At 30.9% G+C, this 24,507-nt stretch carries 29 protein-coding genes; 2 read left to right on the forward strand and 27 right to left on the reverse strand.

What is annotated here, in order from left to right; translation table 11 throughout:
- Nucleotides 1-14: 14 nt before the first annotated feature.
- From Q0910_RS03350 to Q0910_RS03380, 7 genes are all read right to left on the reverse strand, one after another.
- A complete protein-coding gene (locus Q0910_RS03350) occupies nt 15-509 on the reverse strand; it encodes a DUF1772 domain-containing protein (protein ID WP_299212575.1) in 495 nt (164 codons plus the stop codon).
- Nucleotides 499-870, reverse strand: a complete 372-nt coding sequence (locus tag Q0910_RS03355; protein ID WP_299212577.1) for a hypothetical protein — start codon at nt 868-870, stop codon at nt 499-501. Before Q0910_RS03355 ends, Q0910_RS03350 begins: the two co-directional genes overlap by 11 nt.
- 103 nt (nt 871-973) lie before the next feature.
- The gene (locus tag Q0910_RS03360; RefSeq protein ID WP_299212579.1) at nt 974-1,963 is read right to left on the reverse strand and encodes an AraC family transcriptional regulator; all 990 of its coding nucleotides are present in this window, start codon (nt 1,961-1,963) and stop codon (nt 974-976) included.
- 142 nt (nt 1,964-2,105) lie between these two features.
- Nucleotides 2,106-3,260, reverse strand: a complete 1,155-nt coding sequence (locus Q0910_RS03365; RefSeq protein WP_299212581.1) for a tetratricopeptide repeat protein — start codon at nt 3,258-3,260, stop codon at nt 2,106-2,108.
- Between the two features lie 489 nt (nt 3,261-3,749).
- Entirely contained in the window at nt 3,750-4,067 is a 318-nt protein-coding gene (locus Q0910_RS03370) for an EthD family reductase (protein ID WP_299212583.1), read from the reverse strand.
- A gap of 119 nt (nt 4,068-4,186) precedes the next feature.
- Nucleotides 4,187-4,717 (reverse strand): hypothetical protein, encoded by a 531-nt coding sequence (locus Q0910_RS03375; RefSeq protein ID WP_299212585.1) that lies wholly within the window; start codon nt 4,715-4,717, stop codon nt 4,187-4,189.
- A 203-nt stretch (nt 4,718-4,920) separates the two neighbouring features.
- Nucleotides 4,921-5,523, reverse strand: a complete 603-nt coding sequence (locus Q0910_RS03380) for a class I SAM-dependent methyltransferase (protein ID WP_299212587.1) — start codon at nt 5,521-5,523, stop codon at nt 4,921-4,923.
- Between the two features lie 267 nt (nt 5,524-5,790).
- Here Q0910_RS03380 and Q0910_RS03385 point away from each other — a divergent pair, with 267 nt between their 5' ends.
- Nucleotides 5,791-6,708 carry a hypothetical protein gene (locus Q0910_RS03385; RefSeq protein ID WP_299212589.1) on the forward strand — a complete coding sequence of 306 codons (918 nt, stop codon included), beginning with the start codon at nt 5,791-5,793 and terminating at the stop codon, nt 6,706-6,708.
- 84 nt (nt 6,709-6,792) lie between these two features.
- Here Q0910_RS03385 and Q0910_RS03390 read toward each other — a convergent pair whose 3' ends face one another.
- From Q0910_RS03390 to Q0910_RS03455, 14 genes are all read right to left on the reverse strand, one after another.
- On the reverse strand, nt 6,793-7,320 hold the full coding sequence (locus Q0910_RS03390) for a GNAT family N-acetyltransferase (protein WP_299212591.1): 528 nt from the start codon (nt 7,318-7,320) through the stop codon (nt 6,793-6,795).
- 210 nt (nt 7,321-7,530) lie between these two features.
- Entirely contained in the window at nt 7,531-7,749 is a 219-nt protein-coding gene (locus tag Q0910_RS03395) for a hypothetical protein (RefSeq protein WP_299212593.1), read from the reverse strand.
- A 516-nt stretch (nt 7,750-8,265) separates the two neighbouring features.
- Nucleotides 8,266-8,916, reverse strand: a complete 651-nt coding sequence (locus Q0910_RS03400; RefSeq protein WP_299212595.1) for a CPBP family intramembrane glutamic endopeptidase — start codon at nt 8,914-8,916, stop codon at nt 8,266-8,268.
- Nucleotides 8,917-9,031: 115 nt separating this feature from the next.
- A complete protein-coding gene (locus tag Q0910_RS03405) occupies nt 9,032-9,859 on the reverse strand; it encodes a LytTR family DNA-binding domain-containing protein (protein WP_299212597.1) in 828 nt (275 codons plus the stop codon).
- A 95-nt stretch (nt 9,860-9,954) separates the two neighbouring features.
- Complete coding sequence (locus tag Q0910_RS03410; RefSeq protein WP_299212598.1) at nt 9,955-10,728, reverse strand: hypothetical protein; 774 nt, start codon at nt 10,726-10,728, stop codon at nt 9,955-9,957.
- An 85-nt stretch (nt 10,729-10,813) separates the two neighbouring features.
- Complete coding sequence (locus Q0910_RS03415) at nt 10,814-11,704, reverse strand: tetratricopeptide repeat protein (RefSeq protein WP_299212600.1); 891 nt, start codon at nt 11,702-11,704, stop codon at nt 10,814-10,816.
- A gap of 192 nt (nt 11,705-11,896) precedes the next feature.
- Nucleotides 11,897-12,367, reverse strand: a complete 471-nt coding sequence (locus Q0910_RS03420) for a hypothetical protein (protein ID WP_299212602.1) — start codon at nt 12,365-12,367, stop codon at nt 11,897-11,899.
- A gap of 191 nt (nt 12,368-12,558) precedes the next feature.
- Nucleotides 12,559-13,242, reverse strand: a complete 684-nt coding sequence (locus Q0910_RS03425; RefSeq protein ID WP_299212603.1) for a hypothetical protein — start codon at nt 13,240-13,242, stop codon at nt 12,559-12,561.
- 152 nt (nt 13,243-13,394) lie between these two features.
- Complete coding sequence (locus tag Q0910_RS03430; protein ID WP_299212605.1) at nt 13,395-13,772, reverse strand: DUF2200 domain-containing protein; 378 nt, start codon at nt 13,770-13,772, stop codon at nt 13,395-13,397.
- A 103-nt stretch (nt 13,773-13,875) separates the two neighbouring features.
- Entirely contained in the window at nt 13,876-14,304 is a 429-nt protein-coding gene (locus Q0910_RS03435) for a hypothetical protein (protein ID WP_299212606.1), read from the reverse strand.
- A gap of 192 nt (nt 14,305-14,496) precedes the next feature.
- Nucleotides 14,497-15,060, reverse strand: coding sequence for a hypothetical protein (locus tag Q0910_RS03440; protein ID WP_299212608.1), 564 nt, complete (start codon nt 15,058-15,060; stop codon nt 14,497-14,499).
- 166 nt (nt 15,061-15,226) lie between these two features.
- A complete protein-coding gene (locus Q0910_RS03445) occupies nt 15,227-15,514 on the reverse strand; it encodes a type II toxin-antitoxin system RelE/ParE family toxin (RefSeq protein WP_299212610.1) in 288 nt (95 codons plus the stop codon).
- Nucleotides 15,507-15,755, reverse strand: coding sequence for a type II toxin-antitoxin system ParD family antitoxin (locus Q0910_RS03450; protein WP_299212612.1), 249 nt, complete (start codon nt 15,753-15,755; stop codon nt 15,507-15,509). The genes Q0910_RS03445 and Q0910_RS03450 overlap by 8 nt, the downstream gene beginning before the upstream one ends.
- A gap of 263 nt (nt 15,756-16,018) precedes the next feature.
- Nucleotides 16,019-17,335: an agmatine/peptidylarginine deiminase gene (locus tag Q0910_RS03455; RefSeq protein WP_299212614.1), complete on the reverse strand. Its 1,317-nt coding sequence runs from the start codon at nt 17,333-17,335 to the stop codon at nt 16,019-16,021.
- 504 nt (nt 17,336-17,839) lie between these two features.
- Here Q0910_RS03455 and Q0910_RS03460 point away from each other — a divergent pair.
- Nucleotides 17,840-18,568, forward strand: a complete 729-nt coding sequence (locus Q0910_RS03460; protein WP_299212616.1) for an IS110 family transposase — start codon at nt 17,840-17,842, stop codon at nt 18,566-18,568.
- Between the two features lie 369 nt (nt 18,569-18,937).
- On the opposite strand, the gene Q0910_RS03465 is transcribed toward Q0910_RS03460, so the two are convergent.
- The 6 genes from Q0910_RS03465 to Q0910_RS03490 all read right to left on the reverse strand — a co-directional run bounded on the left by Q0910_RS03465 (nt 18,938) and on the right by Q0910_RS03490 (nt 24,439).
- Nucleotides 18,938-19,714, reverse strand: a complete 777-nt coding sequence (locus Q0910_RS03465; protein ID WP_299212618.1) for a type II CAAX endopeptidase family protein — start codon at nt 19,712-19,714, stop codon at nt 18,938-18,940.
- A 256-nt stretch (nt 19,715-19,970) separates the two neighbouring features.
- Nucleotides 19,971-20,558: a hypothetical protein gene (locus tag Q0910_RS03470; protein ID WP_299212620.1), complete on the reverse strand. Its 588-nt coding sequence runs from the start codon at nt 20,556-20,558 to the stop codon at nt 19,971-19,973.
- Between the two features lie 150 nt (nt 20,559-20,708).
- Nucleotides 20,709-21,308 (reverse strand): hypothetical protein, encoded by a 600-nt coding sequence (locus tag Q0910_RS03475; protein ID WP_299212622.1) that lies wholly within the window; start codon nt 21,306-21,308, stop codon nt 20,709-20,711.
- Between the two features lie 205 nt (nt 21,309-21,513).
- Nucleotides 21,514-22,020: a hypothetical protein gene (locus Q0910_RS03480; protein WP_299212624.1), complete on the reverse strand. Its 507-nt coding sequence runs from the start codon at nt 22,018-22,020 to the stop codon at nt 21,514-21,516.
- Nucleotides 22,021-22,268: 248 nt separating this feature from the next.
- The gene (locus Q0910_RS03485) at nt 22,269-23,366 is read right to left on the reverse strand and encodes a hypothetical protein (RefSeq protein WP_299212626.1); all 1,098 of its coding nucleotides are present in this window, start codon (nt 23,364-23,366) and stop codon (nt 22,269-22,271) included.
- Nucleotides 23,367-23,554: 188 nt separating this feature from the next.
- On the reverse strand, nt 23,555-24,439 hold the full coding sequence (locus Q0910_RS03490) for a hypothetical protein (protein ID WP_299212628.1): 885 nt from the start codon (nt 24,437-24,439) through the stop codon (nt 23,555-23,557).
- Nucleotides 24,440-24,507 lie beyond the last annotated feature (68 nt).

The raw sequence follows: 24,507 nt of genomic DNA on the forward strand, positions 1-24,507 counted from the left end.
GTTGAATAGTTAGCTTATTTTGAGTAGAGCATTCCTGTGATTAAAAGAATAAACGCACTAAATGATGTTAATGTTCGTATAGTGTGCCAACGATTCCAAGGGTTTTCAAATCGTTGCCTTAAGTCCTTCAATTCTGATGTGGATAGATTTTCTAAAGTGGAGTTTTCTAAAATATCATTAAGTGGAACATTTTTAAATATTGTGATTAAACCAATACCCATAAAAAATAGAATGGCAGCGATTAGAAACAACCAAAATATATTAGGATCTGCTTTTCTGTTTAAATAAACATTGAAAAATAATAGTACTATTGGAGAAAAGAACACTATTAAAAAACTAGGATTTACGATTGCTCTATTCATAACCTGAAAAGATTTTAAAAATGATAAGTCATCTAACTTTCCAATACCAGGAGTAATAGCATTAGACCAAGTAAAGCAAAGTCCTGCTGTAAGACCAGTAAATAGTATACCAAGCATTAATATGATAAAATTTAATTTAAATTCCATTGGTTGAGGCTTTAGCGGATGATATCCAGGTTAATAATTCTTGATACTCTTTAGAGGTAAGTTTTATTTTTTTACCCTTAGGCATTCGTTTCTTTATAAAGACTTGATTGTAGATATCATTAGCCCAAGGATTCATGTTTTCTAAAGTGAATACACGTCTTTTGTTTCGTTTGTAATGACAAACGTTGCATTTGTTTTCTAATATTTGAAATGCTTTTACTCTAGAAGCTTTTAATGTATAGTTTGAAGCATATAATTCAGTTAGTTCGTTATACTCTTCAATGGATTCGTAAGTATTTATTGAGTTAACTGCAAGTATTGCAAAAATTCCGATTATAAGTTTTACTAATGTTATCATCATTATATCGAGTTATTAATTTGATGATACAAAAGTGCGAAGTGATCAAATAAGATTTTTGACACTTAAAGACAACCTTTTGACATTTTGCGCCAAAACGGAATTTTTAACTATTTTTTCTAAATTCTGAAGGTGTTTGGTTGGTCCATTTCTTGAAAGCGCGATTAAATGCACTTTGTTCAGAAAACCCTGTTAAGAATGCAATTTCACCAATACTATGTGAATTATCACGTAACATATCCTTGGCAAGATGCTCTTGTGTTTTTTTTATTAAATCACGATAGGTGACACCAGCTTCAGAAAGTCTTCGGGTTAAGGTTCTATTACTCATGGCCAAGAGATCACTTATTTCCTGAATTCCTGGTATACCAGTTGGAAGGCTATCTTTAATTAAAGATTCTACATCTCGTACAAATTTATTACCAGGTATTTTAATTCCTTTTGTATTTTCATCTACTTGCTGTAGCAAGTAACTATTGATACTGGCATCTGCTTTGGCAGTTCTTAAGTTTAAGTCTGACGTTTTATAACTTATAGAATAATGAAGCTGGTTAAAGAGTATAGGACATTTAAAAGCAGCATTAAAGCTAGTTAAGTCATTAGGAGGGTTGTGTTTAAAACTAACTTGAATAGGATAGATGTCTTTTTCAGACATGGCTTGCAGTACTACCACTGTGGCAGACAAGCTGGCTTCCGTTGATAATTCCATTCCTCTTCTATGTGCTTCTCTATTGAGTAGCACGTGAGAAACATTTCCTTCTTCTTTGATTTGCCATACAAAGGTGTTTGAGAGTAGTTTAAAATAGCGTTCACTACGTTCAAAGATTTCTCCAACTTTTGAGCAAGTGCGCCAGGAAAGTCCTAAAACTCCATAATCCTCAATAATCATTTGCTGACCTACACGAACTCCAAATCCAGGACCAAGCTGATTGTCGAGTATCTCATGTAATTCCAGAAATTCTTCTGCAGGAATTACCTGCAAATGTTCTGCTTCATCTATTGAAGTAGGCAAATCCATAAAATCATTTCTAGACATGCCTTCTGCGATGGCACAATTAAGCATCTTTAGATATAGGTTTATAGAAAAGTATTTCATTTTTACTTATAGAACTAAACGATAATAGGTTTTCAGTTTCTTTAAATTATTGCCAACTGTCTCGGTTACACATAGTAGGCGATTTCAAGGCACTTCATATTAGCCCACAATATGTATAGCCAATGTTGGCAACTGGGTTTTATTATTCATTACAATGTTTTTTCAATGCTTCTAAAACCATCCAATTATCGTCTCCAAATGAAACTGCTTTTTTCAAATCCGCACAAATTTTGGTCTGTTCTGATTCTGGTATTTCAGTTTCTTTAGAAGCAATTATTTGAATATCTTTTGAGTTTGATAAAGTCCGACTATTTCCAAATTCATATTTTCGGATAATTGTAAATGCTCTATTTGAATAAGCGTTTGTAAAATAAGGTTCTATTTCTATTGCTTTGTCAAAGTCTTTAAGTGCTTCTTCAAACTCAAAATTGTTCATTTTAGCGGTTCCACGTGCAAAATAACCATCTGCCCAATTTTCTTGTAACTCAATACATTTTGTATATTTTTTTATTGCTGATTTAAATTTCCTTTGTTTGTATACATCTTGAGCTTGTTTATAGTAATCGTATATTTTGTCATTGACTTTGTCTTTCTGATAAATTCCGTTTCTGTATACGTTTTTTCCTTTTAATTCTCCAGTCGAATAGTACGAAACAGATTCTCCATCCATTTTCCCGTTCAGAAAGTTTGTACGTTGTTTTAATTGTCCGTTTGGGTGGAACATTTCCCAAATTCCAATTTCTTTTCCGTTTTTGAAGTCACCTTTTTGCATTAAAGTACCGTCTTCGTAAAATCTCTTTTCAGTTCCATCTGGTAATCCATTTTCGTATTCGACTTCATCCGAAATCATTCCATTAAAGTAATACATTTGTCGTTTACCCTTTACTCTACCATTGAATAAAACGCCTTCTCCTTGTTTTTTCCCATTAAGGTGATAATCAATAAATGGTCCAGAATATGGCTGACTTTCATTTTTTAAATACCAAGTTCCATTTTTCTTGGTCATCAATTTTGTTGTTGGAATTGCTTTTATACTATCAGGTCTATTTACATATTCTTTTGTAAAAACATAAATTATTCCGTCGAAGTCTTTGTATCCATTTTTTTCAATTGCTTGTTTGTCCTTTAGGATATCAACTCTGTCAATTTCCTTTTCTGTTAATGTTCCAAACCCTTCTTTCGGTTCTTCGATAACTGGAATTGAGTCAACGATGTAAAGAACATTTTCTTCTTGGTTTTGACAAAATCCAATTGAAGTGATAAAAGTCAGAATCGTAAGTGTTATTGTTTTTCTCATTCGTGTTTTTCAGGTTGTTACTAACGATTGATGTATGAGTCGGAATGTCCTAAAGGGACATTCCGACTCATACATTCCTGTTACCATTTGTTTTTCTTTTTTTAAAGAGTGAGTTAATTGATATTTCTATTGGAGATATCCAATTGTAATTGTATTCAGTATCAGTAAACTGAATTTTAAGTTGATGATTTAGATAATTACAGAAAGCATCATTATAAGATATTTTATTTTCAACTAGCATTTATAGATTAACCTTTTAATCAGTTTTTAATGAATCAATAGTCCGGCTATAGTTTCGTTTTGGAATTGTATACAAGGACTATTCCGCGAGAACCAAGCGTTAGTTTAAAGATATGAATTTCCGAGTGAGAAATTCACCCACAATGAATTATAGTGGTTGTTAGTTTGTGTTTTCCTATTCACAAAGTTTACTTATTTCGGGTCAGCCTATAGTCCGATCTTTTTGTTTGAAGTAAGCTTTTAAGTTAATTATTCTACCATTTGTACTTCACTTATTTGGATCATGGGTTGAATATTTGTATAGTTTGGAACATCAGCTTTAAGTTTCTCGGAATTGGATTCCATTGAATTTTTGAAAGAGGACATAGTATTAAAGTAAAAATATCCAATTGCTACATATTGAACAGGCATTTCTGGTGTACCATTTGCCAATCCTTTATCGATTGACATTGCCATTAAAGAATCTCCAAACAAACTTGCAGCCATAGGCATGTGTTTATTTGAATAATAATCCATATTGAAGGTTTTATCTTCTCCATTTGGATAGAAGATGGCTACCTTAATCATCCCCTTTTTTATTTTAGAGTTGTTTAATGAAGTATTTTGCTGACAGCTAAATAAAATTCCGATGATAATAAGCAGGGCGCTAGTTTTTATTTTCATATTTAATTAACAGTTATATCTTTTTAGTTTCTTATTTCTATCAGAGAACCACTCTCTTCTTTTACGGGTTCAAATGGTCCGTGTACACCAGACATAATAGTACTTTTTCCAGTTGTTTTATCAATAATACCTGTTCCAGAAATTAGATAATTAGTAAAAGAGATTTGATATTCGCCTTCCTTTTCATAAATGGTTGTGTGATATGTTGTATCAAATTCCATAGTATTCTTTACAAATTTAATTTTCATTCTCTCTTCTTGTGTTGGTATATAAAAGGAATTGATTAGAAAATTATTGTCAATAGGATATATAGCTTCATTTATTATATCAATAGAAAAATTGTATATAAAATGATTCTCTGATTTACCTAATGGAACATATTTAAAGATTCTTCTATATTTAATTAAAATACTTTTCTTATTTGACCAAGCTGTTATGATGAAGTCATTCATATTTATTTTTAAAACAGGATATTTTTTTTCTAAAATAGTATTAGCTATTTCAATGATAGAATCTTTACCTAAAACTCTTAAGTTCTCTGTTTTAATTTGCATATTTTGATTTTGAGAAAAAGTAGTAGTACTGTTAATTATAGTAATGAATATCAATAAAATAATCTTTCGTAGTTTCATTTTTACAGAATGTATTATAACAATGAGTGCATGTTTTGTTTGGTGATAATCGTTTGCGTAATGATAGTAAAGACAAACTATTTATCAAATGAAATCATACAGAGTGTTGTGTGAAATATTTTTATTCATTCCTTTTTGCATTTTATCAAATACATTGGCTGATTTTCATTCACTTCATTGAATTCAAAAAGACCAAAGCCATTAAATTCTGCTTTTAGCGATTCTTGGTCGTAATAAAAAATCTTTGCTCCTTTGTGAAATTCATAACGGTCTTTTTCAATTGGTTTTCCCTTTCCGAAATTCGGTGCATTTTTTGTTATGGCTGTAAAAACCATATAACCGTTTTTATTCAGTTGGTTATAACAGTCACTTATCAGTTTCGATCTGTCATTTTTGTCGAGAAGATGAATAAGTGCGTAACAAAATACTCCATCATATTTTTTACTATCAAAAGGCATTTCAGTTACAGAACCGTGATGAATAGTCATATCCGTTCCATAATTTTTATGAGCCAAATCAATAGCGGTTTTGGAAATTTCAATTCCGGTTATATCAATTTCGTTTTCTTTAAAAATTTGTGCATTTCGTCCGTATCCAATTCCGGGAATAAGAATATTTTTCACCGAGTTTTTTAAAAAGAAATCTTTTGTCAGAATAGCAGATTTTGAAGGTTCAAATCCCCACATTTCTTGTTTGTCAATAAAGTTCTCTTCCCAAAATTCTGTCATTGTTCTTGATGTTTGGTCATATTGCACAAAACGTGTTTGTGTATGGTTAGTTGCGTTGGCTAGGTTAAAGTTAGTAAAAGGAAACGAACCAGAGGAAAATCCATAGGATTTTCTGAGTATGCACGCAACTAGCAATTAATTATACACATCTTTGTTAGTCTTTGGTTATTTCTTAGTTTTTATAACACGTGAAATTATTTGTCGTAAAAACTGTAACAATCATGCAAGAAAATAATCTTTAAAAAAAAGCAAATAATCTTAACAATTATGAAATTACATAAAAAACTATTGACCATTATTTTTCTCATTGCACCATTGATATTTTATTCACAAGCAGAATCAATTTTCAATGGTATTAAATTGAATGAATCATTAGAAGGAGTGGCTAAAAAATTAGGTGAAATATCAAAAACTGTGGATACCTTATCTATTGACAGACCAAGTTTTCCTTTAGCAAAAGCAAAAGAGGAACACCTAATCTGTTCTATAGTAAAGACTGATAATGGAATAATTAATAAGGTGGTATTTACATTTGCCGATAACAAGCTTAAATATATAGAAGCTAGGGGGAATGTACAGAAAGTATTTGTAAATAAGCGTATTGATACTGCAAGAGTCTATTTGGATTATGATGTCTATGTTGAGGATGGTTTATTTTTAAAGAATAATAAGAACATCGCTAGAATACTGACTCAAGAAGCAATACATACTAATTTGTTCGCTTGGGAAAATCCATACCTTAATTCCGGCTATAAGGATGAAATAAAACCTAATGATTCAAATCAAATTCCAGCATTTCTTAAAATAGGAGCATCTATTGATGAATTGAAGCCATTATTGGACGCAAAGAGTGAATTTACGAATACGGAAAAACTAGATGGATCTGATCCCAATGCTCAAATTCAGATAAATTGTTTTGGGATTTCATATTTAGGATTTCCAAGAAAAATTGAGGCAAGGTTTGGAGATAATAAACTCAATGTAGTATGGATTTTAACAGGAAAAGGAGAAGAGGACAGAATTCGGAACGCCTTGATTAATCAGTATGGAGATCCTATTTTTGTTAATAAGGACTGGGAGATTTTTAATAATTGGCAAATTGGTTTAAGAAAAGATAAACCTGAAGTTTTACTTATAGAAAAGAATATAGGATTAGAATATAAAACGAGTTATTTTAAACAGTGATTTCCGTTTAACTAATTTAAATAACTCTATGCTAGCTAGTAAGTTTTTCATAATGAAGGCTAACGTTCTAAATAAACACTCGTTTTAATGGCGTTTATTTTTTTTAATAAGCTTTTGATCACACCAATACCAGACGGCATCTTCACTACCAGATTCGTAGGGAGCAAACTTGTCGAATTCCATCCCAACTTTTTCCATTACTCTAATCGACGCTTTATTTTCTTTCATTGCAATGGCAATTATCTTTCTTAATTTGAGAGAGTCAAATCCATAAGTCAAAATTGCATCAGATGCTTCCGTTGCCAAACCTGAACCCCAAAATTCAGGCAAGAATCTATAGCCAAGGTCAATTTCATCAAATTCTGGTAGATACGCCAAACCAGCCCAACCTACAAATTGCATCCCTTTTTTTAGAACAGTAGCCCACCTACCGTATCCATACTTCTCATAATCGTTAATTCTTGTCCGTATTGCCTTTTCTATTTCTTCTCTAGATTCAACCACAGGTTCTCCAGTATACTTTTGTACCTCTGGATTTGAATGCAACTTAAATAGTTCCTCTTTGTCATCCAAAGTGATTTCTCTTAAGAATAACCTTTCTGTTTCGATCAAGTTTTTCACTTTTTGCTTATAATGTTTAGCTATGCATAGCGCGAAGTAGAAAATCACTGGTTTTCAAGCTGGCACTTATCCAAAGTTTATATTTTGTTTTTATCTTTTCTAAAATACTAAATTTAATACTTTGGCTATAAACCAACATAAGCAATGACTTTTCGACTGAGCAAAAAAACCGCATTATCGCATAGGTGTTGTCAGCCATAGTTATTTTTTTGATTCAACTTTAGATTCTAAGTAAATTTCGCCATTAACTTCAAAAACCGCAATCATAGTCAATTCCAAATCAGAAAGGTCATCACAACAAATTCCGTATTCATCCTTTTCGGTATAAATTTCAGAATAAGCTTTGCTTAGTTCAAGTACAAGGTCTTTTCTATTAAATCCGTTATTATTCTGTATTTCATAGCCAATTTGTTTTTTCAATGGGAAATTTATAAGAAGTATGGCCTTGGTACTATCAATAACTGATATATCAGCACCATATAATTTATTTAGTTCTGGATTTGCTAAATTTATTCCGCCAACACCACCTTTTTTTCGAATATACTTTTTTCCGTTTTCTCCTTCTATTTGAAATGGGTTTGCTGAAAACTATCATTCCGCCATACATCAAATCAGGTTTTATTATGTCAAAACTCTTATCAGATATTGTCTTTTCTCCACAACTAATAAAGTTTATAATTATAAATACAAGTAAACTATTTTTTTTCCATAATATACTGATAACGTATCATATAAGAAACGTAGGGTAGTGGTAAGCACTTCGTTTCGATTTAGTATTGAGCCAAATATAAATATTTTGCTTTTTTCATTTTTAATAAATGCTAAATTTTATATTTGGCGACTTTGCAAATAAGCACAAGCCTTTCGATTTACTACAAATTGTCCTATGTTTCCTTTATACATCTTATACACAGGCTATACACTATTTTTTAATTATTAAAGCCAGCCATAGTATATATATACTAAAAAAACAGTGTCAATAAATCCGTGAACAGCAATATTGAACCACAAATCGCTTTTGCGGATATGAAAAATTACAGCCAAAAGCATACCTGTAATACCTGATAAAATCTGTCCACTTATTCCTTGATATGCGTGTATCCAGCCAAAAATAAATCCAAATAGTAGAATGTTAATAGCAAGACTAATTTTACTTGATCCAAAAAACTTAGTAAACTGCCTCATTAGGTACCCTCTAAATACAATTTCTTCACCGAACGCAGCTGAAGTCCAAATAAGAGCAAGTAAACTTAGAGTAGCAGGCAAGTTTCCTTTATAAATTTCGAATTCGGAAAAATCTATCGGTTGCCTTGTAAGATAGGTAACACTTGGCATCATTACATAACCATAAAATAGGAAGATAGCTATACCCAATAGTGGCGCTATGATTAATAGGTTCTTTATGTTTATTCTTTTACGCTGAAAACCTAAAGAACTAAAAAGCTCTTTTTTGTATTCTATCGCACTTGCTATTAATAGTATTAAAGCAGCTATAATCATTTGAAAATATCCTGATAGGTATAAAATACAACAAAGAACTATAGCGATTACTGGTGTTAATTTTGAAGTTAAAAAAGTTTTATTCATTTTTTTATCGTTTTTAATTTTAAGCGAATTAATAACGATACATCAAGAAAAACAGGGGTAAACTGGTCATTTTAACTGAATGGTATCAAAATAACGGCTGAATAATCATTGCATTTTATAGTTTATTATTAAACCAGTTCATAAATTCTTGTTTTTTATATCTACTGATATTTATTTGAAAAGCATTTTTGTCAGAGATTGTAGGTTTGAGCAGAACTGATAATTTTCCGTTTTCTATCGATTTTATTTGCTCAACCGAGCGAGGGTGAAGTATAGTTTGTCTATTGGCTCTATAAAAACTTTGGTCACTAACTTCGTTTTCAACTTCATTGAGTGTGAAATCTGTAAAAATTGTAGTTCCATCAGTTTTTACAATATATACTATCTTGTTTTCACTATAAATAAAGGCAATTTCAGGATACTTAACTAAAGTTATTTTACCTCCTTGCTCAACTTTAAGCGTACCTTTTATGGAGGTAAGTTTGTGAAGTTTATAAATATCAATTGAAAATAAAAGAGCAATTCCGAGAGTGCAAATTAGTAGTGAGACTGAAAGTCCCCTTAGTAGATGATAAATACTGTATGATTCGATTCCATTAATCAAACCATTTAGACCAAAATATAAAAATAGATATAGTATCATAATATAACCCAAAGTTGAAAATAGGAAACGTAATAGTAGTTGCGTGTTAATTTTTTTAGTGAAGTATTTGTTTTTAAAATATATGAAATTAAAGCGAGCAATAAGAATTATAATAATTCCTGTAATTATTGATGCAACAATAGGGAATAAGGGAAATTTGTAGTTTTTGTTAAATGGAAAATTTTCTGGCTCAAAAAGATGGTTTGACAAAATAGAAAGTATTACAACTATAAAGCCATTTCTAACCCAAAAATTTGAAAAACTAATATGTTTTTTAAAAAAACTGTTTATTGAATTCATGTAAGATTTGAATATATCTTTTGGTTTTTTGAGTTTAGTTTAAAGGCTCTGAACTTTGGGTTAAGAACCAAAACTCGCATTAATTATAGCTATTTTTACCTGCTGGCTTTTTCTAAATTCCACATTCCGAAAGTGTTTCCAAATAGTTCGTGGTCTTTGTTTGGCTGGTTTTTCTGTTCAGTTATTTTAAAAGTAGGCCATTCTTCACTTGGAGAAAATGTATGATTTTCTTTAAGTTTAGGTTTATCCATTAAAACGAAGTAATTAAAAGATTTTATTAATGTAATAGCATCATTAAAATCTTCGCCAACTATTATTGTATCTTTTAATCCTAAGTTGTGCATTCCACAAGAGTAAATGTGACCTTGTTCATTAGATATAGAATCTAACACATACATTTCATACAGATTAGATTCTTCAAAATCGGTTAATAAATGAATCCAATGTTCTTTCATAAAAGCTTTACCTGCTGATTCAACTTTAATTCCAATTCCACCAGATTTTAAAATTGCTTTTCCTGCTTTTGCAATTTCTAAAGCGCTTTCTATATTTCCAGTCTCATAAGATAAATAAATGACAAAATTATGTTTATCTATTTCATTTAAAAAATCATCCGATAATTGGTTTGTCATTCCAGCCCATTTGAAAGAATTTCTCATTCTATCATCTCTTTCGCAAATTTCTAATTTAAATCCTTGATTGGTTTTTAGGTTTAGTAATATCATACCTGCAAAAATGAATTCATTTAGATTGTTTTCTGCAATAGAGGACACTATTTCATTTCTATCAGTCCAATTACCAGGAATACAAAGTATCGTTTTAGTAGTCAATTTAGATGGTTTATTTTTTTTCTTAAATATATCGAACATTTTTTTGTACTTGTAGGTAACGTCTGTTGTATAGTGTGTTTGCGTCCCGAAGGGAGCAAATGAATTATAAATTGTTAGCGCTAGCTTATTTTTTTAATTCCGTTATTTGCTCTTTCGCATACTTTTTGGCTCTCTCATCTCCGAATTTAACTGTCTTTTCGTAATACTCAATTGCTTTTTGTTTCTCTCCTTTTAATTTATAAGCTTGAGCAATATTTGATAGTATTATATAATCTTTTGGATTCAATTTTTCTGCTTTAAATAGGGGGTCGAGAGCTTTGTCATATTCCTTGGTTAACAAATAAGTTATTGAAAGATTTGATAAACTCTCTATGTGATTAGGATAAAACTTGAGAACTTCTTTAGCAATTTCTTTCATATTATCGAGAAGCTTATCATCCCCCGTATTATAAAGTTGTAATTGATAATCTTGTAGAGCAGAAAGGAAAAATTTTTCTCCATCATTTCTTGTCTCATTATTAGTCCAGGTCCAATTGTTTTTGTTTTTTGAAGAATATTGTATTGTTTTGACAATTTCAGAAGTGAATTTTTGCCAATCTTTGGTTTGCCCAAGTACATATATTTTACCAAATCGCATATCAAGTCGATTGGGATTATTCTTAATTCCTTCATCTATTTTATTGAAACCTTTCTGCAATTCCGATTTGTCATAGTGAATTTCGCTTCCTAAAAATCCAGCAGTCTTATTTAAACTATCTTTTATAGTTAGACTTTGTCCATTTGGTTGATTTGTTGTAAGCGCAATAATCTCCTTTCTGGATTTTGAAAAATGATAATTGAAATAACTTGTATATAGCTCTGGATCATTTGGATTTGTTTTTTTCCACTCTTTAAGAATTTTTGATTGATTTAGAGTGTCCTTCGTTTCGCAATATTTTAAAAATTCCGATTGAAAATTTTGGCAGAACCCAATTTGGGTTAATAAAGTTATAAGCAGAAATGATATTTTTTTCATTTAGTGTTTTAATTTGCGCTAGTGCTTAATATATATGTCGTAGCAGGGCAAAATGTTACCTTGCTTTTGGTTTTTCTACGCATTGATAGCTAACTTTTGCTTTCTGGAGGCATTGCGCTATTGTAAAAATACGAGAACTATTCGATTTATCATTTAACTGCTATGAACACATATATGGTGTTAGCAAAGGTTTTAATACTTTTTAAATTTACGTCGATCTATTTTGGATTTTTCTTTTAACAACTGAAGGAACTCTATTTGGGGGATTTCATCGGTTTTTATGGATTTTAAAAACAATTTAATAAGTCCCCAAATACCTATTTCACCAAATTCCGTTGTAAAATACCTTTTTTTCCAGTTGCCAGAATTAGTTTTAAAAACAAAAAATTCCACCTGATTAATTACTATTGAATTTATATCTACAATTGACTCATAATCAAATTCTTTATTGTTGAAATAAACTTTATCTGAAGTATATTCCACTTTTGATAGTCTAAGGTTCCATATAAATGTTAGAAAGCCAACAATCCATAAAAAAAGGAACCAGAAACCATCTATATCAAACATTTTAGTGAAAAAATAAATAAATACTAACGTAAACCAGGAAGTAAAATATTTTCTTCTGTTTATTGCACTAGATGATACTCGTTTTCGTTTAGTCATTTATAAATTTTTACTAATACCAAATATATGAATCGGAGCAAGGCAAGTATACCTGGACCAATCGATTTTTCTGCACTATTTTTATTTCTTGTTTGATTTATAAAAATCTAGCGCCATTGCAAAAAAGAAATTACCTTTCTATTAGAACCAGACTTTGCTCTGATTTCATATATGATGTTACCACACATTTTTTATTTCCGCCATATTAGATATTCAACCGTCATTTCTTCAATTTGCCATTTTTTTAAGGAATAATTATCTGCTGTTATTTGTGAGTCATTTAAAGTCTTTAAGTTTCCTTTTAATCGATATTCTATTTTAGAGTTTTTTTGACTTGCATAAATATTATAATGAAGGTCAGCGTGAAAACTCAGATTTGGTCGATTCAAAATTAGAGAGTCAACAGTTAATCGGATTGACACATCATATTCATCTTTTATTTTTATGTGTTTTGTTGACAAGTCTTGAATGATATTTGAATCATAAGAGTCCATAGAAATAAAGAAAACTTGTTCATTTAGATATGTTGCTTCATAAAGATTGAAATCAGGACCGTCTTGCTGTCCAATTTTCTTTTGTATTTTAAATCTAGGGAACGTTAGTTCAAGTTCACGTTTGATATTTTTTTCATTAAGTTCGTTGAGATTTAAGTTTCCTAAATTAGATTCCGTTAATAATATTTCTTCTAACTCTTCAGTTTCGATAATCCGCTTTTCAACAATTATTACCTCCTGATCATTAAGATGTTCTTTGAGTTTTTCTGAGGTCGCTATATCTTCTTTAACCCATTTTGAAAAGCCAAATATTTCAAGTCCGAAATAACCAATTCCTATTATAATAACTCCAATTATTACTATTAAAATTCCTCTTTTCATTAAATTTTTTGAATATGTGCAACGGTCTCGTGTATGAATAGTAGCAGATTTTTACTCACTAACTTTTCAGTTTATCACTGACCTACGTTTTATGTTTATATTTTGTTTTATCGGTTAAACCACTATTATTGATAAACTTGTTGACACTAGTTTTATTTCTCTTCTTTCCGAAAAATTTTCTCTAGTTTACGACCTCTTGCCAATTCATCAATCAGCTTTTCCATACGTCTACATTGTCTATACAATTCAAATTCATCCTCTATTTCTTCAATTCGATAACCACAAACGACTCCTTTAATCAAGTGTGCGTTTGGATTTATTTTAGCTTTTTTAAAAAATGTTTCAAAGGTTGCTTTTTCATCAATAAGTGCTTGTAAAGCATCTTGATCAAAACCAGTGAACCATTTAATTACTTGATTGAGTTCTTCTTTTGTTCTTCCATTTTTCTCCAATCTATTAAGGTAAAGTGGATAAATGGATGCAAAAATCATATTGGCAACCTTTTCATTTTTTTCGGCTGTAACTTTCATTTTTATTTGATTTTGAATTGATTGGTGCTAACGTCTATTGTATGTTGCGTTTGCTTCCCGAAGGGAGCAACTGAACTATACAAATTGTTAGCAAGTGTTTGTTTTATTTCCAAAATTTCCATTTAGACTTTTTCGGTTCAGGAGCTTTTCCAAAAGTTTTGTTCAATTCTGTGTCATTTTCCTTTTTCTTTTGTTCGAAATAAGTGTCATTGTAAATTGTACCTCCGTCTCCCATCACAATAGCATCTAATTCTTTTGCGATTTTTAACATTTTTAAAATAATATCATCGTTGGGATTTTTGACAGTAATGTACTTTTGATTAAATCTAAACATAACTTTTTCTGATTTATAAAGATAGTATGTTTCATTATCCGCTTCATAAATAAATTTTTTACCTGTTTGAGGATTAGTAGCTTCTATTTCACCATCCACAATTTCAAATTCTTCATCTTTATCAGCGTAATCTATCCATTCTTCTTCATAAATAGGTTCTTTTCCTTCTTCTCGTTCTATATAAACTGAATATCCCATAATTTTATTAATATAACCGTGTTAAGCTCTTTAGGTTAAGGTTTTAATACTAGCTAACGTGTTTGTATATAGTTAGTTACTTGGTTAAGCAACTAATTTAGCAAAAATGGAATGAACCAAAGGAAATTCCGAAGGAATTTTCACTTAGACTTGAACCAAGTAATTAATTATACACGTTTGTTGTGCTTAGTTTTATAATTCAATTAATTTGTCTAAAATATCAAAATGGTGATTTTCAGATCTAAGTTCAATTCGAAGTTTATCGTTTTTATGTACAATTTTATAGATCTCTTCTGAAATAAAAAGATTTTTTAATATTTCTATTAGTTCAGATAATAGTTTGGGTATATTGCCTTTTGAGTGAATCACATATTTGTTTGAGAAATCAAAATTTGATAAAGATTTACTTAGAGGTATTTTTAAAAAGTCAGTTCTATTTTTTTTTCTTATTTCGAATTCAAAATTATGAGTTCCTTTCCGCATAGTTTCCCATTGAGCCATGACCAAAAGACTTTCATATTTTGATGAAAGTAGTAAGTTTCCAGTAGAAGTGAAAGTGGATTTTTTATACATTAAACTCCAGTTTTTCGGATTTGATATTTTTCCAAAAATTAGATAGGACCAAGCATTGTAAGTTCCTTTTACTTTTCCATTTTTACTAGCGATGTAACTTTCAAAATCAGAACAAAATTCTTTATTTATAGTGAAAAAGGGAGAAGATAATTCAGCAGGAGAAGCGTTCGGTTTTATTTTCATAATGTAATAGATACTTAATTATTTGTAGTAATAATTAGCATTATGTTACATTATTAGTCATTATTCAATTCGGGTGTTTACAACGTCCCTTGTATGGTACGTTTGCTTCCCGAAGGGAGCAACTGAACTATACAATTTGTTGGATGTAGTTTTTTATTCGACTATCCTATTTTTTTAAATCCATTCGCTCGTGTAAGATTCTAATGATTTCAATTCTATCACTTGATATTTGCTGATAAAATATTATATATTTTCCAAATTTAAGTCCGAGTAAGTTTTTGCTTATTCCATAATATTCTTTTCCGATTTCGGGATTTTCTCCAATTCCATTACAAGCCATTTTTACTGTTGCATAATATTTATCAGCTTGCTTTTCAGACCATTTTTCAAAAGTGTAGTCCCAAATTCTATTTAAGTCATCAATAGCTTCTTGTCTCAGTATAACTTTAGCCATTCTTTCTTTTTTCCGCTTTTAGTCTTTTCAGATTTTCATCAAAATCAAAATTCTCAACTAGAGGACCATTAAGTCCCTCTTGTATGGCATTTTTCAATGCGATTGTTTTACTTTCTTCATTTTCCAGCATTCTCAGTCCAGCTCTGATAACTTCGCTAACGTTCTTGTATCGACCAGCAGAAACTTGAGTTTGTACAAACTGATCAAAATAATTTCCGAGTGATATAGATGTATTCTTCATTATTTTATTTTTAATCAAATTTACCAAAAATTGGTAAAAATTCAAAATCTAACTCGATTTTCAAATTACACCTAATGGCTGGGCTATGATTAGTGCGGCGAAGAAATCCAACGGATTTCCAGCTACGCGCTAAGTAAAAGCTTTTGGTTTTGTTTTTCTTTTTCTGTTCCAAAGCAAAATCCCAAAGATTTTGCGACTTTATAAATATACGCAGACCTTGGCGTAAAGACCGAAATCCGTATTAATTATAGGCTTTGTTACCATTAGATTTTCACGCTTGGTTCTTGTTGTGTTGAGCAATGTATTCCTCCACCATTATAATTTAATGTCATCACATCCAAAAGTATCAGTTCTCTATTTGGAAAAACTTCTTTCATAATTTTCTTTGCTTGTTCTTCTTTTTTAGTTGATGAACCTTGGTCAATATATGTAGACATTAAAACCAAATCATTGGTTACAAGATAATTTAGGTAACTTGATGCTGCTACCCAATTTACAGAATCGCCAACTTTTAATTCGTTTCTCTGTGGTCCCCAATTTTTTGAAACCGTCCAATCTTTGAAATCTGTATTTGAATTATTGGCAAACTCTGTTACTTTAGTTTTTAGATAAATTGGATCTGGAAGTGGGAATTTTATGATTTTAAACGGCTTGCCATCTTGGTCTATCGCATTTTCTAAAATTTTTAGATTTTCCGACATTCTTTCATAATTCCATTTGTTTATTGGGTTTAAATCTTTCTCTGATTCATCTACCCAAGCCAATAGAATTGTCGAATCGTTAACAAAACGAACAAATTCGTCTGTATGCCCAGAAGCTCCCCGACCATAATAGTTATCATATATTTTATTCCAACAAAAACCATCCTCTACAAGTCCGTTTTTAAGCCAGATTATACTTGAAACTCCGAGAACACGTTTTAATTCAGATTCAATATAATCTTTAGACTTTCCTGGGTTTCTTTGGAATGTTACAGACTCGGATTGTATTAAAGTTCCTTTACCATTGACTTCAATAGAACCTCCTTCCATATTAACATTCGTCTTAATGGATTTCGAATTATTTTTTGCCCCCATAATAGAATCAACCATTCCCGTTTTTCCCAAAGCTCTTTTATAGTAAATATCGACACTTTCTTTGTTGCCTTCGTAATAGTTTTCTAACCACTCTTTGTAGCCGTAAAATGTCCAACCAAAATCTACCACTTTCTTTTCGCCTTTTCCGTTTATAACATAAGTAGCTCCGTGGTCTCGCATCCAATATCTGTTATCTACAATAATACTAAATTGAAATTTGGTTATATCTAAATTGAGTGATGTTAATGTGTCTTTTAATCGCTCCAAAGAAGCCTGATTTTTTGATATTACCTTAATTGGTATTTTGGTATAAAGAGCTTTAGTAATTTCTAAAAACGGTTTTTGATATGGTGGATAATCAGACCACCCTAACCAGACTGCATCTTGTTTTTCATATTCTGCTGGCATATAAAAATTATCGGAAGTTAGATTAGCATCCGTAGACTTTTCATTTTTGCAACTAATTAGAAGATAAATTACTAAAGTTAATGTTATGTACTTCATTGTTTTCATAATTAATGGCAACGGTTTGTGTATGATTAGTTACGAGAAAGTACGCAGGTACTAAAGATAATTAATGCAAGTGAATTTCCGATAGGGAAATTCCGCAGCAATGAATTATAGCAACAATGTAAAAGCAGTATCCTAAGTTAGTTTAATAATTTAATAGCATTTTTTTATTATTGAAACAAAGGATACTACAAATCCAAAGTTATTTATTGGTATTGACGTACACAAACGCAGTTGGAAAATTCATACGTCTACTGATCTTTTTGATAGCTCTACATTGAGGATCCCACCTGATGGTTATGCCTTACAGAAATATGTTGAGAAATATTTTAAAGATTATCAGATATATTGTTGTTATGAGTCAGGTTGTTTTGGATTTAGCCATCATCGTTTATTTGAATCCTTTGGTTGGCATTCTATGGTTGTAAACCCTGCGGATGTTCACCGTCCGGCCAAGGCTCAATTCCAGAAGAGAGATAAGATTGATGCTCGATTGTTATGCAGGGAGTTAAAGGATGGTCGATTAAAGGGATTCACGTACCTGATGTTGAACGAGAGCAGTTACGATGTTTATTTCGTCGTCGTAATGAGTTATCTAAAGAGCTTCGTAAGATCAAAACCCAGATCAAGATGCAATTGTTGTATTTGGGTATTGAGACCCTCAAGGAATTGGATAAACCTCATTGGTCACATAAATTTCGTGATTGGTTGAGATCTCTATGTTTTGATTACAAGACGATGTATTATTGTTTACAAACCCGTCTAGAGTCTTTTGATTTTGTGGACAAACAAAAGCGTGAAGTGAGTACCAAACTAAGAGCGTATTGTCGTAAACATTATAAAAAGGATTATTATTTACTGAGATCAGTTCCAGGAATAGGTGCTATAGTAGCTTGTGGCATTCTTTGTGAGCTAGGAGATTTACGAAGGTTTAAGAATTTCAAACAACTGGCTAGTTATGTAGGTTTGATTCCTTCAATACGTCAGAGTGGAGATAACCTGATTACTTCAGGACTTACGCCAAGAGCAAATTGGATAATGAGAAGCTATTTGGTAGAGGCTACCTGGCAAGCCTTGCGATTTGATCCAGTGATGCAGGAGTACTATCGATCGCATCAAGGAAAAGATGTCAAACGTATCTTAGTGAAGGTAGCCAGGAAACTGTTAAGCTGTATTCATGCGATTATCAGAACAGAAACTCCTTATCAAATAGGAGTAGTGAGTTAAAAAGAATGAGAGTAATAAGCCTAAAAACTCGAATACCCATTTGGTACAAAATAGGACAACTAAACAACGTGGGTGAAGCTTTATTAAGTTATCACATTTCATAGCAAGTTGCCTTGTTAGCCAATGATAATCATAATGATGCTGGTGGATGGTTTTAGATCATACCACATATAGGATGCGGAGTTATAATGGGCTATTGTTGAAGTATTGATCACGCCAAAGCGTGACCAACAATTCAACAATATAAAATCATCAATATGAGTTAATTAAAAAAATAAAATATCGTATTTTTAACCTATGGCTTGGGAAAGTGTTTTATATAGGACACGTTGTTGTGTGTATTGCTTTTCCATTGATTTAAGATTAGTTTTACTTTAGAAGTAATAGTGTCTTTTTGTTTACCGTCAGTTTTATTCCTTTTCTTTTTTTGTACATTATTGTCAATAGAATTACCAGTGCCACAGTCAAAAACCGGAAAATATTTGAGTAAATTCCGCCGAGTGCATTTTCGCTTATAGAAAATATTTCCCAAGCTAAGTTCATTAGCATATGCAGGAACACAGGCACCCAAATATTGAAATTCCATTCCGCATATACCCAAGCAAATAGAATGCCACCCAAAAAGGTAATCAAGAATATTCCCAAAAGTTCATTAAATTCAGTACTTTGATATAAGTGCAATGAACCAAAGTAAAGTGCTCCAAACAAAACAGAAAGTATAAATCTGAGTTTTGCTTTTCTAAACGGTAGTCCGAATAAGAATCCTCGGAAATAAAGTTCTTCAAAAAAACCTGCCGAAATAACTGAAATCAAAAATGTATCAAGCGATATCTTGGGATTAAAATCGAAGACGAAACTGAAACCAATATACATTGGTAATGTGCAAATAAGTGCGAATAAAAAACCTTTAATGATTGATTTATTCAATCCTAAACTTTCAAAAAAGCCTAACCTTCGACTAATTAGAAGTGTTCCTGAAAAAAGAGGTATTCCAGAAATTGTATAGGTTATTATGTGACTTAATCCAAATTGACCTGTTAATTCAAAAATCCATTGCCTAAGAGATTTAAAATACATATCATCAAGGACAAAATATATTCCGAATGATATTATAATAATTAGAAGGGCTTTGGTTGTATTCTTCATTTAGACTTAATTGTGAGTTCTATTTATATAGACGCTCATTTTTGAAAAATGGTTGCCTTAATAGATAAATTAAGTTCAGATTATTGTTTTTTGTGCATTACACACAACGTTTAATATATGTGTCGTAGCAGGGCAAAATGTTACCAAACCATCGACATTTTCTGCGCATTGGTTGCTAACTTTTACTTATTGCAAGCATTGCGCCTTACCAAAAATACAAAGACCTTTCGATTAAAACTCTAACTGCTTGCTATGATCACATATCGTGTTGGGTACAGTTTTTTATTTCTATCGGGATAATATTTTGAAACGGTTCTTTGTCAGCTTTAAATTCCAATCTGTCAAATGCAATCGCAGATTTACCATTTTCTATTTCCGAATTCACTAATCCCTCTAAAAATTCAATTCCATTAGTATCGACTCCATAATAATCCAAAATTATATTATCGTTTTTGTCAAATAGTGCTTTTATTATTAGAGCCTTTCTATTGGTAAAACTCAAAAGCCCTAATTTGTCTTTTAAATTAATTCCGATCTCTTCTGCAATTCTTTGCGCTCTCAACTTGTCAATCCGCATTTTATTGATCAAGTATTTATTTACGGTCAAAGGACTTATTAATTCCATTAATGTCGCTTGTTGATAGTTTTTTGCCCAAGGAAAATCAGGTTTTTGATTTTGAAAACGTTTTATTAATTCAATAGTTAGATCAAAACCTAAAGGCAGGTATTTCCTGTCAAAATTTGGAATATAAATCCTGATAAGATTCCTGTTTTTTAATTCGAATTCAGGTATGGAAATTCCATTTATTTCAAATTCTTCGTTATGGAAAATGGTATTTGTCATAATTGTACCCAAAGGTCTCGTATAACCGTCAGTTACTTGTTAAATCAGCGTTTATTTTCGGAATTAGCACAAGTCTTAGCAATTCCGAGTGGATTCGGACGTAGTCGAATCCGCCGTAATTGCGGTTATAAATTGTTGTGCATAGTGTTTTTACTCAGCTTTGATTTCATATGGTTTTTCTGGAAATCCGAATAGAATAGCTTTTTCCTCGTCAATTTCCTTTATTCCAATTAGCGTTTCTCGTTCGTCATTTTCGAAAATTGATGCGAAATAAGTTCCTTGCAAATTTTCTAATATTAATTTCCGTCCATTTCTTTTCATTCTTTCATTCAGTTCTTGAATTACTTGACTATCTAAAATTTTGTTGAACGTGAGAGATATTTTCTCATTATTCCATTGAGCTTTGAATTCGAGTGTCTCAATTTTTTCAGATTCAAGTTCCGTTTTGGTTGGTTCAATTCTTTCATAGTCAGTTGCAAATTCAGTATCCTCCGTTTTAGATTCAGTTTCGCTCAACACAGTGAGAGTTTTCCCCATTCTGAATATTCTTATTCGATTGTCATTAACGAATTCGTATTTTGATTCTGAAAGTTTCTCCCTCCATTCAGTTCTGACTTTTGATAATTCATTTCGGCTTTTTAATTCCAGTTCAAAATGGATGATTTGGTCGTTATAGAATTCAATAAATTCAGGTCGACAATAGTCGTTTCCTGTTTTAATCTTTAACAAAGTTCCATTGAGGTTTTTCATTTGTTTTTTGCGGTTTTGGGACATTATGCACAACGCCAAATATATGAATCGGAGCAAGGCAAGTAAGCCTGAACCAATCGATCTATCTGCGCATTTTTATTTCTTGTTTAATTTATAAAAATCTAGCGCCATTGCAAAAAGGAAATGACCTTTCGATCTAGCACTAAACTTTGCTCTGATTTCATATATAATGTTACCATTTTTTTTATGCAATTCCGTTAATATAGAATTCTCTTAGATTTTCTTCAGATAAATTTATATACGCACTAAAAACACAATTTCCCCCATCAGAAATTTCTATAATTTCTCTTTTCAAATCTTTTTTAGTAAAACCAAAGCCATCATTACAAAATCCTTGAATCCATATTTCTTTTTCTCCATTCGAATTTATATAAGGCACATATTGAATAACGTATTTATCCAATTCGATAACAAACCAATCTTTCTCCAACGTTCCATTCGGATTAGAACTCTTATATGCACGAAACTCAATTGTTTTCTGTTCATTATATTTTTTTAAATACTCCTTTATGATTTTTTCAATAGTCACTATTTCTTGATTATTCAATTTCGTATTTAGAGCATTTTTGGCGACTCTTGAATATTTTTTGTACTCAATTATGGTATAGTTTAAGTCAGTGGAAGTTTTATTTTTTAAACTATTACAACTTATGAGTAATATTAGGAATAGATTTAATTTTAAGAACTTCATTGTTTTTTAATATTGATGGTAACGTTGTTGGCCGTTGCTTCTTGCCTGTTGTTATCTGCTGTCTTTGCTGAGCCACCATAAGTAAGCCTAACATTTCAACGATAACATCGGTATCCAGAACCTCTTCGCAGTAGCCTAGAAGGTGTAAATATGCGAGAAGAGCCGATCACAGCTCTTGCCCACAACGTTAAATCTGCAAGCGAGCGAAGCGAAGATTGCAGATTTAACGGTTAGTATATGAAGCGTTGCTAGCCTGAATAGGCAGCAATGATTTCATATACATTGTTGGCGGTAGTTGTTTTTTCTTCTATCCACTGATTATTTTTTTTCGAGTAAACAACAAGCTTTTTTATCAGCTCATCATTTTCCTTAACATACTTAAATTCTACTTTTTTGAACTCTTTTCCGTTTTCATAGAAAATTATTTGTTCAAAAAGAAAATCTTTTATTTTAGTATAATCTTTAGGGAATGGTGTTCCTAAGAACCCACTTTCATTGAATATAATTCTTCTTTTAATTGTCCCATAATCATTGAATGAATCCCATTTATATTCATAAAATTTATTGTTTCGGTCATATTTATTCTTAGCGAATATTCTGTCAAAAACTAAAATTTCCTTTCTGCGTATTTTCTCAATTACTATTTCATTTTTATTGAATTTCTTTTGTTCTTTCTTATTCTTGGTTTTTATAACATTACCAATGTCATTGTATTCAGTTGTTTTTATATATTTTCTATTCCAGAACTCCTCTTTTTTAAGTTGTCCATTTATATGGTATTCCTTTTCATATTTTTTCTTTGTGTCATAAATGGACTTTATTTGACCGTTATCAAAATAGGTTATTCTTTTCCATTTCTTTCCTGGAATGAATAATTCCGATAGCTTGCCATTTCTGTGATATTCAAATAAAGTGTCAGACGGTTGCCCATCTTTAAAAGACCCTTTTGTTCTTAGATTTCCATTTGAATAAAAATCAGTAACTTCTCCATTTGCTAGATTTCCACAATCAAAATATTCAGAATGAGGAGGATTACTAACATAAATTGCCAATTCAAGTTTTTTTAAAAAGATTGTATCTCGATTAACCTTATTTGAAGTTATTTCGACAGTTATAGGTGGATTGTCAATATTTACATAAAGTTTATACGGTCCAGCTTTGGGTAATTCGATTGGTTTAGATTCTAGATTTTCCATTCCATAGGCTTTGGTAGAATCCGCCAAATACCAAATCACGTCATTTTCTGATTTATTAGTGCATTGATTTATAAAAATTGGCTCATAAGTAGTTTGCCCAAATATTGTTTGAGTTAAAATGAAAAATAATATGTAAATCGATATTTTCATCTAATTACCGCTAACGTTAAATATATGAATCGGAGCAAGGCAAGAAAGCCTGAACCAATCGATCTATCTGCGCATTTTTATTTCTTGTTAATTTATAAAAATCTAGCGCCATTGCAAAAAGGAAATGACCTTTCGATTAATCACTAAACTTTGCTCTGATTTCATATATAATGTTGTAAACCGTTTTTTTATTTTATCAATTTTGAAACAGGAATAATTTTTCGTTCATCCTCCGAATAGTACATTTCTAGTTCATCAACAAATTTTCTTATAGACTCTTCAGAATGATTCACTAAATATGATGACCCAGTAGATTTTGGTATAGGTTGTTCAAATTCTATTTTTCCTTCTTTAGAATAAAGAACTCTTAAATCAAGTAAATCTTTTTTATTCATAATCCCTATAGTGGGTATCCCTAAAGACTTCGATATTGGAAATGGTTGAAATTTAATATTTCCATTATAAAATTTTTCCATATAAGATTTTGATTTATCAAGTATTATAGGAGCGAAGGAATAATATTTCCCATTTTGCCCTTGAAATATCTCTAACAAAACCAAACCAATATCAAAACCATGATTTTTAGGGTGAAAACAATCTCCAATGAATAAATCATTTTCAATATCCGATTCTAAAGGCTTAGCTTTAGGATAGGAGTTTTCGGATTTGTCGGTTTTCCAAAATTGCCACCATTTCCTATTATTTATTTTACTAATCTCTTTTGATTGTTCACCTAATATATTTTTCTCATCATATTTTTCTCCTTCATCACCAAGCACAATTGCATCAAGTTCATTAGCAATTGAAATCATTTTTTTGATAATCCATTCGTCAGGATTTTTCACACTTATCCAACCATACTCTTCAAAGAAAGTAAATGGAACTTCTCCTTTGGTAGTTTTCCATAACCCTGCATTTGGAGTAGATACAGTTAAATATTTTCCATCTTCGTGTTGTACGGAGTATTCATTAATCTGTTCAAATTCAAAATCAGATTTTATATAATTCGCCCATTCTTCTTTTGTTAATTTTGTTTGATTATCCTCTCTTTTAATATTTAATTCATATCCCATTAAAAATAAAGTGTTTATTTTGGTTTTAATCTTTGCATCGAATGGTTTACAACGTTTCTTGTATGGTG

The sequence above is a fragment of the uncultured Aquimarina sp. genome, from assembly GCF_947495315.1.
GTDB lineage: Bacteria > Bacteroidota > Bacteroidia > Flavobacteriales > Flavobacteriaceae > Aquimarina.

Coding starts and splice junctions, on each gene's coding strand:
- Q0910_RS03410 (WP_299212598.1), bottom strand. CDS start 10,728: ATGTTCGATATATTTAAGAAAAAAAATAAACCATCTAAATTGACTACT.
- Q0910_RS03420 (WP_299212602.1), bottom strand. CDS start 12,367: ATGACTAAACGAAAACGAGTATCATCTAGTGCAATAAACAGAAGAAAA.
- Q0910_RS03490 (WP_299212628.1), bottom strand. CDS start 24,439: ATGGGATATGAATTAAATATTAAAAGAGAGGATAATCAAACAAAATTA.
- Q0910_RS03440 (WP_299212608.1), bottom strand. CDS start 15,060: ATGAAAATAAAACCGAACGCTTCTCCTGCTGAATTATCTTCTCCCTTT.
- Q0910_RS03375 (WP_299212585.1), bottom strand. CDS start 4,717: ATGCAAATTAAAACAGAGAACTTAAGAGTTTTAGGTAAAGATTCTATC.
- Q0910_RS03455 (WP_299212614.1), bottom strand. CDS start 17,335: ATGAAGTACATAACATTAACTTTAGTAATTTATCTTCTAATTAGTTGC.
- Q0910_RS03435 (WP_299212606.1), bottom strand. CDS start 14,304: ATGGGATATTCAGTTTATATAGAACGAGAAGAAGGAAAAGAACCTATT.
- Q0910_RS03460 (WP_299212616.1), top strand. CDS start 17,840: ATGCAGGGAGTTAAAGGATGGTCGATTAAAGGGATTCACGTACCTGAT.
- Q0910_RS03470 (WP_299212620.1), bottom strand. CDS start 20,558: ATGACAAATACCATTTTCCATAACGAAGAATTTGAAATAAATGGAATT.
- Q0910_RS03355 (WP_299212577.1), bottom strand. CDS start 870: ATGATGATAACATTAGTAAAACTTATAATCGGAATTTTTGCAATACTT.
- Q0910_RS03405 (WP_299212597.1), bottom strand. CDS start 9,859: ATGAATTCAATAAACAGTTTTTTTAAAAAACATATTAGTTTTTCAAAT.
- Q0910_RS03415 (WP_299212600.1), bottom strand. CDS start 11,704: ATGAAAAAAATATCATTTCTGCTTATAACTTTATTAACCCAAATTGGG.
- Q0910_RS03360 (WP_299212579.1), bottom strand. CDS start 1,963: ATGAAATACTTTTCTATAAACCTATATCTAAAGATGCTTAATTGTGCC.
- Q0910_RS03465 (WP_299212618.1), bottom strand. CDS start 19,714: ATGAAGAATACAACCAAAGCCCTTCTAATTATTATAATATCATTCGGA.
- Q0910_RS03485 (WP_299212626.1), bottom strand. CDS start 23,366: ATGAAAATATCGATTTACATATTATTTTTCATTTTAACTCAAACAATA.
- Q0910_RS03350 (WP_299212575.1), bottom strand. CDS start 509: ATGGAATTTAAATTAAATTTTATCATATTAATGCTTGGTATACTATTT.
- Q0910_RS03445 (WP_299212610.1), bottom strand. CDS start 15,514: ATGGCTAAAGTTATACTGAGACAAGAAGCTATTGATGACTTAAATAGA.
- Q0910_RS03475 (WP_299212622.1), bottom strand. CDS start 21,308: ATGAAAAACCTCAATGGAACTTTGTTAAAGATTAAAACAGGAAACGAC.
- Q0910_RS03400 (WP_299212595.1), bottom strand. CDS start 8,916: ATGAATAAAACTTTTTTAACTTCAAAATTAACACCAGTAATCGCTATA.
- Q0910_RS03365 (WP_299212581.1), bottom strand. CDS start 3,260: ATGAGAAAAACAATAACACTTACGATTCTGACTTTTATCACTTCAATT.
- Q0910_RS03370 (WP_299212583.1), bottom strand. CDS start 4,067: ATGATTAAGGTAGCCATCTTCTATCCAAATGGAGAAGATAAAACCTTC.
- Q0910_RS03380 (WP_299212587.1), bottom strand. CDS start 5,523: ATGACAGAATTTTGGGAAGAGAACTTTATTGACAAACAAGAAATGTGG.
- Q0910_RS03480 (WP_299212624.1), bottom strand. CDS start 22,020: ATGAAGTTCTTAAAATTAAATCTATTCCTAATATTACTCATAAGTTGT.
- Q0910_RS03430 (WP_299212605.1), bottom strand. CDS start 13,772: ATGAAAGTTACAGCCGAAAAAAATGAAAAGGTTGCCAATATGATTTTT.
- Q0910_RS03385 (WP_299212589.1), top strand. CDS start 5,791: ATGAAATTACATAAAAAACTATTGACCATTATTTTTCTCATTGCACCA.
- Q0910_RS03425 (WP_299212603.1), bottom strand. CDS start 13,242: ATGAAAAGAGGAATTTTAATAGTAATAATTGGAGTTATTATAATAGGA.
- Q0910_RS03450 (WP_299212612.1), bottom strand. CDS start 15,755: ATGAAGAATACATCTATATCACTCGGAAATTATTTTGATCAGTTTGTA.